Origin of the sequence: Buttiauxella sp. BIGb0471 (genome assembly GCF_024807715.1) — a bacterium.
Classification (GTDB): domain Bacteria; phylum Pseudomonadota; class Gammaproteobacteria; order Enterobacterales; family Enterobacteriaceae; genus Buttiauxella; species Buttiauxella agrestis.
Genome location: NZ_JANUEU010000008.1, coordinates 20,014 through 31,516 on the forward strand (window position 1 = coordinate 20,014; position 11,503 = coordinate 31,516).

An 11,503-nucleotide genomic window follows, 5' to 3' on the forward strand; every position below is an offset into this window, starting at 1 on the left:
AAACTAACCACCAATGGTTACATGATACCCTGCACTTTCTGCCATCTGCCGCAATGGCGCGATTTCTGAAGCATCAGGCGGCTCTATTCCCCTCATAGTCCAGGTTCGCCCCAACAATTGATATTTTGCCTCACCGTATTGATGGAAAGGCAGCAGGTGGATTTCGGTCAGTTTTAAGGGGGCAAGGAATTGAAGTATCGCAGCCATATTACCCTGCTCAAGGGTATACCCCGGAATCAAAGGCACGCGGGGGATGACGCGAATTCCCGACTCGACCAGCAATTTAAGATTTACCAGGACTCTGGGTTGATTCATATTCAGCACGGATTTTGCTTTCTCAGTATCCATGATTTTCAAATCGAACAGGACTTCGTCGCACTGCCGCGCCAAAGTAAGCACTTTTTCAGATGCCGCATCGCCAGCGGTTTCAATAGCAGTATGGATTCCTAGCGCTTTCAGACGCTTGAGAAAGCGGGTCGCAAAATCTGTCTGCATCAGTACCTCGCCTCCTGAAAGCGTAACTCCACCTTTTGATGACCGGAAGAAAACGTCATCTTTCAGAACCTCTTTTTCGAGTTCGGCCAGTGAATAATCACGGCCAATACTTTCCATTGCCCCTGAAGGGCATTCATCCACATCATTCTGACAAGTCGGACAGTGCAGGCATTTTGATAAACGCCGCACAGTTTCAATCCTACCGGAGATTGACTCCGGGTTAGCGCACCACGGGCAGTAATGTGGGCAGCCTTTAAAAAAAACCACTGTCCTGATGCCATTGCCATCATTCAGGGAGTAGCGCTGGATATTGAAGATACGCGCTTTTACCTCCCCTTCTTCGATAACCTCACAACTGATGCGCGGTACGGCGGATAATGTCATCCTGAATCTCCTTCGACAGCTCCACAAAGAAAGCGCTGTACCCGGCCACTCGCACTACCAGCCCGGCATAATCTTGTGGCCGACTTTGGGCATCACGTAGCGTTTCGGCATTCACCACATTGAATTGGATATGCTGCAATTTAAGCTTAGTGAACGCTCCGAGGAAATCTGCCAGTTTATGAAGTCCAGCGTCCCCTTCCAGCGTGCTGGGGGTAAATTTCACGTTCAGCAATGTGCCATTGGAGAGCAAATAGTTATCCAGCTTGCTAACCGATTTTAGTACCGCAGTTGGCCCCTGACAGTCCTGCCCCAACATGGGAGATAATCCTCCATCGGCAAGTTGTTCACCGGCATGACGCCCGTCAGGTGTGGCACCTACCACTGCGCCAAGCGGCACGTGCGCCGACACCGTGTATGAGCCAGGTGTAAAGCTACCGCCGCGTGGATTACGGTATTTTTCGACCTCTTTGCAGTAAAAACGCAGCAGATCGGCGCTGATGTTGTCCACTTCGTCGATATCATTGCCATATTTTTCAAAGCGATTAATTAAACGCGCACGTATTTGCTTCCCTTCCGTACTTTCAAAGTTATCTTTCAGCACCGCCAAAAGTTCATCAAAACTTAACCGCTGCTGCTCAAACACCATACCGTTGAGCGCATGCAATGAGTCGCTAAGATTGGCGATGCCTATTCCCTGCACACCAGAGAAGTTATAGCGGGCCCCACCTTCAGTAATGTCTTTACCGCTTTGCAGGCAATCATCGATAAACGATGAAAGCAGCGGTACTGGTGCCCAATCACGATGCCCGATATCGCAAATGTTGCTGCCTTCAACCATCAGTTTGATGTAGTGGCAAATTTTGTCGCGGATTTGCTGCAACAGGTTCTCATAGTCCAAAGCGCTGCTGCCTTCGTTTTCCAGCAAAACAATTTCCATCACCTTCAAGAGATTAAACATGGCGATGTCATGCAGGCCATAAGTTCGCCCAGGAATGGATAGCTCTACGCACCCTACAACGGCGTAATCGCGCGCATCTTCCAGCGACACGCCCCGGTTCAGGAATGCAGGCACCACAACTTCATCATTAAAGATTTGCGGAATACCCGTTCCCAGGCGCACGGTTTCAGCTGTTTTCAGCAGGAAGGGGCGGTCAATCAGTTCATTTACCCGCACCCCAAGGTTCGGCTGCGGCAATTGGATACTCTGGTAGGCATCAAGACACAGGAAAGAAAGCACGTTCACAGCGCTACGCCCGTTTTCAGTCAATCCGCCCAGTAAAATGGTGTAGCCGGTTGGGAAACCAGCAAAATAACGAGCACTGCTGGTGGATCGCAGTAAAACGATGTCATTACATTTTACCCACAGCGACTCCAGCAGCTCGCGCAAAAATTCAGGGCTTTCCCCCTGATTCAACGAGGTCTGGTAAAACGGCAGCATGTATTGATCGAAGCGCCCCAACGACAGCGAACTAGCGTTCGATTCATACTGGAGAATAATGTTCATGTACCAGAACAGCTGGCACGCCTCCCAGAAATCTTTTGGGCGTGATTCGGCATTGTGGCGAGAGATATAAGCAATTTTCAATAACTCACCCTGGCGCTCGACATCTTCGCATTCAGCCGCCATGTTCTCGGCCAATTCAGCGTAACGCAGGATATGCCGCTGTGAGGCTTCCAACAGAATTAATGCTGACTGATAGAAATGGTTATCGGGTGATTTAAGGCAGTGCTCACGCAATTCCTCCACCAGCTTACCCAAACCGTTTTGTAACAGGCGCGGGTAATCAATAATGATATGCCCCTGCCCTTTATCAGTTTGGTTGACGCTAAAAATTTGCGTTTTTACCGCCTCTTTGACGTCATCAGTCATTTGGCTATTGATGAAATCTTTCATCGAACGCTTTTCCCAATAGGGGTAAAGCTGTTCGCGGTATAACGCTTTATCCTGCTCGCTGATTTCAAACCTGTCCTGCGGGCGAGTCGGGAATTGATCCAATTCTTTGAGCAACCAATAAGGGTCCATCTCCGGCGACACAATCCCGGCGCGCGGTTTTACGGTTCGATTACCCGCAATCAACTCATCCTCTCGAATCGCTATTTGCACGTTATCCAGAATGTACGCTGTTGCTTTAGCCCGGCGTAACAGCACATGTTCACCTTCCGTTGTACGGTGACTGGCGGTGTAAAGCACCGCGCGCTCCAGAGAAATTTCTCGCGGTTGGGCAAACAATGCTGATTTCAAACGTTCGATACGATGAGTCATGATGTGCTCCTTACTGGTCAGTCAAAGGCTCAGGCGGTTTGTGCCAGATGGGCTTCAATCTTGCTCATGATGGCGTCGGCACGTTTCACGGCATCACTAATATTGACGCGCACAATCTTTTTACCGGCAAAGCGCTCTTCCATTTTGATGCCTATATCCTTGGTCAGAATCACCATATCCGCACTGGCGACATCATCAGCGGTCAGTTCATTTTCAAGCCCGATTGAGCCTTGAGTTTCCACTTTCACTTCCCAGCCTTTTGCTTTAGCGGCACTTTCGAGTGCCTCAGCAGCCATGTAGGTATGAGCAACACCTGATGGGCAAGCAGTAACAGCAATAATCTTCGTCATGGTTAATTCCTTTTTATCAATCAGTTAATTTCAAAATCCAGATCTAAATCGTCTTCTGCTTTCGCGGGTGTATCAGTCTGCTTTTTACGGGCATACGTTTTCAAAAGATTCACGCAGACTGCGGTGACGACTGCACCCACCAACAACGCAAGAACAAAGCCAAACTTGCCTTCAACAACCGGCAGCACAATTAATCCGCCCCAGCCTGCATAGCATTGCGTTCCCATGAGTGCGGCAGTGGTCGCCCCACATGCAGACCCGAGCATGATGGAAGGTATAACGCGTAACGGATCGGCAGCCGCAAACGGAATCGCTCCTTCAGTCACGCCAACACATCCCATGACCAATGCCGCCTTGCCTGCTTCACGCTCTTCACTACTAAAATTCTTGCGATTCATCAGCGTTGCGAGGCCAAGCCCTAATGGCGGAACAGCGATTCCAACAGCAGCAATAGCCACCACGCTATACACGCCTTGTGCGACGCATATCAGCATAAAGGCGTAAGCCACTTTGTTAACCGGCCCACCCATATCAAAGGCCAGCATCAGACCCATGATCACCGCCAGAACTACAATGCTGCCTTGCTGCATCCCTTGTAGCCAGTGAGTCAGATTACCGGTCAGCGCACCGACGGGTTCTCCTAAACCCCACATCATGATGCCCGCAGTAATAAAGGTGCCGACAATAGGAATGACAAAAATGGGCATCACCGAGCGCAGTATTTTGGGCACCGGGATTTTCTTGATATAGAAGACAACAATGCCGCCGATGATCCCGGCAATGATTGCGCCAAAGAACCCGGCCCCAAAACTGTTCCCCACCCAGGCACCTATTGCACAAGGGGCAAGCGCAGAACGCTCTGCAATTGAATAGCCGATGTAGGCCGCGAGGAACGGAACCATCAGCGTTAAACCTGCAACGCCTATATCAAACAGTTTTTTCAGATTGGGGTCGCTCAGAGCATCTGGCACAGCACCTTTGCCATAGAGCATGACGGAAACAGCCAGCAAAATACCGCCTGCCACCACGAAGGGAATCATATGCGACACACCGGTCATTAAATGCTGTCGCGTGTTTTTGAGGATCTGGACCAACTCTTTCATAAAGCACTCCCGGCCTTAGCGGCATATGTCCAAAATATTGGGAACACAATAGGCAATCCGAGCAGCGACAGACAGTGGATAAAAACGTCATTTACTGGATTTTTGTAATACGAAAATAGAAATGCGATCCGCCTCAAAACTTAACATTACTGGTTTCATTACTTGCTTAATCAGGTTTTGTGAGGAATCTCGCAAATACCCATACACAATACATTTATCCAGTTTTTGACAGTTTTGTCTCATGGCGACTCATGACAAAGGCCACTTATTCTGTAGTCATTGTATTGAGTTGGTTCAGGAGAACTTCTATGGCACTGGTTATTCATTTCCGCTGTGATTTACCAAACGGAGTACATGCCCGCCCCGCCAGTCTTGTTGAAACACTGTGCAATCAGTTTTCCTCAACAATTGAATGGCATAACTTGCGCACCGATCGTCATGGTGATGCAAAAAGTGCATTGTCGCTTATCGGAACAGGGACATTAAAAGGGGACGACTGCCAAATTCGGGTCGCAGGTAACGATGAAGATCATGCTTTCGCCACGCTTTCCACCTTCATAAAAGATGAGTTTCCTCACTGTGACGCCCCACTACCGGAAGCACAAAACAGCGAAATAGCTCCTGTTCCAGAATCCCTCTCACGCCTGAATCCCTCCTTCTTCCGTGCAAATCCGGTGTGTGGCGGAAGTGCCAGCGGAATCCTCATTCCGCTCGCTTCACTTGATTTGAACAAACTAGGGGATTTGCCTGCGGCACGAAGCATTGACGTGGAACAAACGGCACTTGAGAGCGGGCTTGAGCAATTGCTAAGAGCTATCAATCTCCGTCAGCTCGCCAGCGACGGTACGGCTAGCGCTATTCTTGAAGCACATCGCTCCCTTGCGAGTGATATTTCATTACGCACGCAGCTTCTGGAACAGATACACGCAGGTGCAAGTTGTGCGGCAGCAGTAGTGAAAACAGCAGCATACTTTTGCGCTCAGTTTTCCCAATCAGAAAGTGTGTATCTGCAAGAGCGTGTACTTGATGTCCGGGATGTCTGCTTCCAGCTGTTACAGCATATTTACGGTGAAACGCGCTTCCCAACGCCCGGCAAGTTACAGCAGGAAGCCATCTGTGTAGCAGATGAAATTACACCTAGTCAGTTTCTGGAATTGGATAAGACCTTGCTCAAAGGGCTTGTGCTGCGTAGCGGCGGAACGACCTCCCACACGGTGATTCTGGCTCGCTCATTTAATATCCCAACACTTGTGGGAATGGATACAGATGCACTGCGCCCTTGGCTGCAACAAACGGTGCAAATCGACGGCGATCTTGGTCTCATCGTCGTCAATATTACCGATTCGGTAAAACGCTATTACCAACAAGAAGCCTGGGTGCAGCAAGTTCTGCGCGATCAGCAAAAAGAATGGCTCAACCAGTTGGGGCGCACCGCGGATGGTCTTCGTCTGGAAGTGGCCGCCAACATTGCTCATTGTGTTGAATCGGCTCCAGCGTTTAATAACGGTGCAGAAGCTGTTGGTCTGTTCCGCACTGAAATGCTGTATATGGACCGCGTGCATGCGCCATCGGAAGACGAACTTTACAATATCTACTGCCAGGCGCTGGAAGGGGCAAATGGGCGCAGCATTATTGTACGCACGATAGATATCGGCGGTGATAAGCCAGTGGAGTATTTGAATATTCCAGCGGAGAACAACCCGTTCCTTGGCTACCGTGCCGTGCGTATTTATCAAGAATACCTGTCGCTTTTCCATAGCCAGTTACGCTCCATTTTGCGCGCATCGGCACACGGATCATTAAAAATCATGATCCCCATGATCTCCTCAATGGAAGAGATCTTGTGGGTGAAAGATCAACTCGCCGAAGTAAAACAGTCGCTACGCAGCGAACACATCCCATTTGATGAAAAAATCCCGCTCGGCATCATGCTTGAAGTGCCTTCGGTGATGTTCATCATCGATCAGTGCTGCGAGGAGATTGATTTCTTCAGCATTGGCAGCAATGACTTGACGCAATATCTGCTGGCAGTTGACCGTGACAATGCGAAAGTTACCCGACATTACAACAGCTTAAATCCAGCATTTTTGCGCGCTCTGGATTTTGCAGTACAGGCGGTTCATCGCCAGGGGAAATGGATTGGGCTATGTGGTGAGCTAGGTGCGAAAGGCTCAGTTTTACCGTTGCTGGTGGGCTTGGGGCTGGATGAAATCAGCATGAGCGCCCCTTCAATTCCGGCCACGAAAGCACGCCTGGCACAGCTTGACAGCAAAGCCTGCCGCCAGCTGCTTAACCAGGCGATGGCCTGCCGTACCTCCCTCGAGGTCGAACATCTGCTGGCCCAGTTCCGCATGACTCAGCAAGATGCCCCCCTGATCACCCCACAATGCATCTCGCTGACCAACGACTGGCGCAGCAAAGAAGAGGTGATTAAAGGCATGACAGATAACCTGTTGATTGCCGGGCGTTGCCGCTATCCACGCAAACTAGAAGCCGACCTGTGGGCGCGTGAAGCCGTGTTCTCAACGGGCTTAGGTTTTAGCTTCGCGATACCACACAGCAAATCTGAACATATCGAACAATCAACAATTAGCGTGGCACGGCTTCCGGCCCCAGTGAAATGGGGTGATGACGAAGCCCAGTTCATCATTATGCTGACGCTCAATAAACACGCCGCAGGCGATCAGCATATGCGTATTTTCTCCCGCCTGGCGCGCCGCATCATGCATGAGGAATTTCGTCATGCACTGGTTCACGCCGTTTCGGAAGAGGCTATCGCCAGCCTGCTACAACACGAATTAGAACTCTAAGAGGACGAACTATGGAACTGTATCTGGATACCGCAAACGTAGCAGAAGTCGAACGCCTGGCACGAGTCTTCCCAATAGCAGGTGTCACCACGAACCCGAGCATTATTGCCGCCAGTAAAGAACCCATCTGGGATGTCCTGCCACGACTACAAAAGGCCATCGGTGCAGGCGGCATTCTGTTTGCCCAGACCATGAGCCGTGATGCTCAGGGCATGGTGAACGAGGCCAAACGCCTGCGCTCTGCTGTTCCGGGTATCGTGGTGAAAATCCCTGTCACCTCAGAGGGGCTGGCTGCAATAAAGCTGCTGAAAAAGCAGGGAATCACTACGCTGGGAACGGCCGTTTACAGCGCGTCGCAAGGTCTGCTGGCGGCACTGGCGGGAGCGAAATACGTCGCGCCGTATGTAAACCGCGTTGATGCGCAGGGAGGCGATGGCATTCGCATGGTTCAGGAATTACAAACCCTACTGAATCTTCACGCGCCCGAAAGTAAAGTGCTGGCAGCCAGTTTCAAAACACCACGCCAGGCGCTGGACTGCTTACTGGCAGGCTGCGAAGCGATCACCCTTCCGTTAGATGTAGCGCAACAAATGCTCAATACCCCTGCGGTAGAGTCAGCTATAGCTAAGTTTGAGCAAGACTGGGCTAACGCATTTGGTCATATCAACTTGTGAGGGAAATAGAGTATGGATCGCATTATTCAATCACCAGGTAAATACATCCAGGGCGCTGATGCCATCACGCGTATTGGAGAATATCTCAAACCGATGGCTGAACGTTGGCTAGTCGTTGGAGACAAATTTGTCTTAGGATTTGCCGAATCTACGCTGGAAAAAAGCTTTAAAGATGCCGGGTTGATGCTGGAAATAGCCCCATTTGGCGGCGAATGTTCGCAAAATGAAATCGACCGTTTGCGTGGCGTTGCGCAAAAAGCACAGTGCAGCGCGGTACTCGGCATCGGGGGTGGAAAGACTCTCGACACCGCCAAAGCTTTGGCTCACTTTATGGGCGTGCCGGTTGCCATTGCACCGACTATTGCCTCCACCGATGCGCCTTGCAGCGCACTTTCCGTTATCTATACCGATACCGGTGAGTTTGACCGTTATCTGATGCTACCAAACAACCCTAATATGGTGATTGTTGATACCCAAATCGTGGCGAATGCACCCGCGCGAATGCTGGCAGCCGGGATTGGCGATGCAATGGCAACCTGGTTCGAAGCGCGAGCCTGCTCACGCAGCGGCGCAACCACAATGGCCGGCGGCAAGTGCACTCAGGCTGCATTAGCGCTCGCTGAACTTTGCTATAACACGCTGCTCGAAGAAGGTGAAAAAGCGATGCTTGCTGCTGAGTTGCACGTCGTGACCCCGGCTCTTGAGCGCGTAATAGAAGCCAATACTTATCTGAGCGGCGTCGGCTTTGAAAGTGGTGGTCTGGCAGCGGCTCACGCTGTGCATAACGGCCTGACAGCCATTCCAGATGCGCATCATTACTATCATGGTGAAAAAGTCGCTTTCGGAACGCTGACGCAGCTCGTGCTTGAGAATGCATCGGTCGAAGAAATAGAAACTGTCGCAGCACTCTGCCACTCCGTTGGTCTGCCAATAACGCTGGCTCAACTGGATATCAAGCAGGATGTTGAGGCAAAAATGCGCCGTGTTGCTCAGGCATCTTGCGCAGAAGGTGAAACCATTCATAACATGCCTGGTGGGGCGACTCCGGATCAGGTGTATGCCGCTCTACTGGTTGCTGACCAATATGGGCAACGTTTCCTGCAAGAATGGGAATAAGGCCATAAAAAAATCCCCGCTCACAAGCGGGGATTCTCACTACCGATCTCAACTTACTTCAGGTCAAAACGATCCAGATTCATCACTTTCACCCAGGCAGCAACGAAGTCCTTCACAAACTTCTCTTTTGCATCGCCGCTGGCATAAACTTCTGCCAGTGCGCGCAGAACAGAGTTTGAGCCAAAGACCAGGTCTGCGCGGCTTGCCAGATGTTTCACTTCACCCGTTTGACGGCAACGCCCTTCGAACAGTTCAGAAGAGTCATCAGTGGCTTTCCATTCGGTGCCCATATCCAGCAGATTGACAAAGAAATCGTTGCTGAGAACACCTACACGATCGGTGAACACGCCTTGCTTACCGCCGTCGAAATTCGCACCCAGCCCACGCAAGCCGCCGACCAGAACGGTGAGTTCCGGGGCAGTCAGCGTCAGTTGCTGCGCTTTATCAATCAGAAGTGATTCCGTTGTTGCCGCATCCACACGAGCACGGTAGTTACGGAATCCATCTGCCGCTGGCTCAAGCAGGTTGAACATCTCGATATCAGTTTGATCCTGGCTGGCATCCACACGCCCAGGAATAAACGGAACACGCACGCTGACACCCGCAGCCTCCGCCGCTTGTTCAACGCCTACCACGCCCGCCAGCACAATGATATCGGCCAGCGAAGCTTTGCCAGCCTCTTTCTGAATCGCTTCCAACGTTGGCAGAACGCGAGCCGCGATGGCATTCACATCCCAACTCCGCTGTGGAGCCAACGCCAGGCGCGCACCATTGGCACCACCACGTTTATCACCACCACGGAAAGTGGACGCTGATGCCCAGGCTACAGAGACGAGTTCACCGACAGACAAACCAGAATGTGAGATAGCTGCTTTCAGGTGATCGATATCTGCCGGAGTCGGGCTGAATACTGCTTTTGGCAGCGGATCTTGCCAAATTAGCTCTTCTTTTGGCACTTCCGGTCCGATGTAACGTGCAATCGGCCCCATATCACGGTGCGTCAGTTTGAACCATGCGCGGGCAAAAGCTTCGTTGAAAGCTTGCGGATCGTTAAGGAAACGACGTGAGATCTTCTCAAATTCAGGGTCAAAACGCAGCGTCAGGTCAGTCACCAGCATGGTCGGCTTGCGTTTTTTCGATGGATCAAAGGGATCAGGAATAATTTCAGGTGCATCAACGGCTTCAAACTGAATGGCGCCAGCAGGGCTGCGCGTTTGCACCCATTCGAATTTAAACAGGTTCTCGAAGAAGTAGTTGCTCCACTGCGTTGGGGTTTGTGACCAGACAACTTCCAGACCAGAAGTAATCGCATCCGCACCTGCACCACTCCCGTGGCTGCTGGTCCAACCCAAGCCTTGAGATTCAATCGGTGCTGCTTCCGGGTCGACGCCCACATGGGTCGCTTCTGCCGCGCCGTGGGTTTTGCCTAATGTATGACCACCGGCGATGAGCGCCACCGTTTCTTCGTCATTCATTCCCATATTGCCGAAAGTGGCACGAATAGCGGCGGCCGCAGAGAGCGGTTCACCGCTGGCGTTTGGCCCTTCAGGGTTAACGTAAATCAGCCCCATTTCGGTCGCTGCTAATGGGCGTTTTGCGAGTGCTTCTGGGTCACGATGTTCCAGCCAGGCTTTTTCATTACCCCAGTTCACATCAAGATCAGGTTCCCAGACATCTTCACGCCCGGCGCCAAAACCAAAGGTACGGAAGCCGGAGTTTTCCAGTGCCACGTTACCTGCCAGCACATAAAGGTCAGCCCAGGAGATTTTCTGGCCATATTTCTTTTTGATAGGCCACAGCAGGCGACGAGCTTTATCAAGGCTGACGTTGTCCGGCCAGGAGTTCAGCGGTGCAAAGCGCTGTTGCCCACGACCGGCACCGCCGCGTCCGTCTACCGCGCGATAAGTACCCGCGCCGTGCCAGGCCATACGAATAAACAGCCCGGCGTAGCTACCCCAGTCAGCAGGCCACCAGGGTTGGGAATCGGTTAATAATGCTTTGAGGTCACCTTTCAGCGCAGAATAATCCAGCTTGCTGAATTCTTTGCGGTAATCAAAATCTTCGCCAAGAGGATTTGAACGGTTGGAGTGCTGATTAAGAAGGTCTACGCGGAGTTGTTTTGGCCACCAGTCACGAGTGCTTGTTCCTGCTCCCGCGCTTTCATCATTTCCGCTCTGATGAAACGGGCACTTCCCTGCGTCTGTCGACAACTTATTATGATCGTTTTCGTTTGTGCTCATCTTCCTGCTCCCTTCGCTATTTTAATACCAGGATATACGGCTCTGCAGATAAGTTATAGATGAAAAAA

General features: G+C 51.2%; 8 protein-coding genes. 3 read left to right on the top strand and 5 right to left on the bottom strand.

The window, feature by feature from the left end; all coding sequences use genetic code 11:
- Positions 1-3: 3 nt before the first annotated feature.
- From M2371_RS19835 to M2371_RS19850, 4 genes are read right to left on the bottom strand one after another with little or no spacing between them, the layout of a single operon-like run.
- Entirely contained in the window at positions 4-879 is an 876-nt protein-coding gene (locus M2371_RS19835) for a [formate-C-acetyltransferase]-activating enzyme (RefSeq protein ID WP_259268522.1), read from the bottom strand.
- On the bottom strand, positions 845-3,142 hold the full coding sequence (locus M2371_RS19840) for a formate C-acetyltransferase (RefSeq protein WP_259268523.1): 2,298 nt from the start codon (positions 3,140-3,142) through the stop codon (positions 845-847). The genes M2371_RS19835 and M2371_RS19840 overlap by 35 nt, the downstream gene beginning before the upstream one ends.
- 29 nt (positions 3,143-3,171) lie before the next feature.
- The gene (locus tag M2371_RS19845) at positions 3,172-3,492 is read right to left on the bottom strand and encodes a PTS fructose-like transporter subunit IIB (protein WP_259268524.1); all 321 of its coding nucleotides are present in this window, start codon (positions 3,490-3,492) and stop codon (positions 3,172-3,174) included.
- A 20-nt stretch (positions 3,493-3,512) separates the two neighbouring features.
- Positions 3,513-4,595 (bottom strand): PTS fructose transporter subunit EIIC, encoded by a 1,083-nt coding sequence (locus M2371_RS19850; RefSeq protein WP_259268525.1) that lies wholly within the window; start codon positions 4,593-4,595, stop codon positions 3,513-3,515.
- Between the two features lie 308 nt (positions 4,596-4,903).
- Between M2371_RS19850 and ptsP the strand changes: the two genes are divergently transcribed.
- The 3 genes from ptsP to M2371_RS19865 are packed head-to-tail and all read left to right on the top strand — an operon-like array spanning position 4,904 to position 9,195.
- A complete protein-coding gene (gene ptsP / locus M2371_RS19855; protein ID WP_259268526.1) occupies positions 4,904-7,405 on the top strand; it encodes a phosphoenolpyruvate--protein phosphotransferase in 2,502 nt (833 codons plus the stop codon).
- Positions 7,406-7,416: 11 nt separating this feature from the next.
- Positions 7,417-8,079 carry a fructose-6-phosphate aldolase gene (gene fsa / locus M2371_RS19860; RefSeq protein WP_259268527.1) on the top strand — a complete coding sequence of 221 codons (663 nt, stop codon included), beginning with the start codon at positions 7,417-7,419 and terminating at the stop codon, positions 8,077-8,079.
- Positions 8,080-8,091: 12 nt separating this feature from the next.
- Positions 8,092-9,195 carry a glycerol dehydrogenase gene (locus M2371_RS19865; RefSeq protein WP_259268528.1) on the top strand — a complete coding sequence of 368 codons (1,104 nt, stop codon included), beginning with the start codon at positions 8,092-8,094 and terminating at the stop codon, positions 9,193-9,195.
- Between the two features lie 53 nt (positions 9,196-9,248).
- Here M2371_RS19865 and katG read toward each other — a convergent pair whose 3' ends face one another.
- A complete protein-coding gene (gene katG / locus M2371_RS19870; RefSeq protein ID WP_034500066.1) occupies positions 9,249-11,435 on the bottom strand; it encodes a catalase/peroxidase HPI in 2,187 nt (728 codons plus the stop codon).
- Between the last annotated feature and the right edge of the window lie 68 nt (positions 11,436-11,503).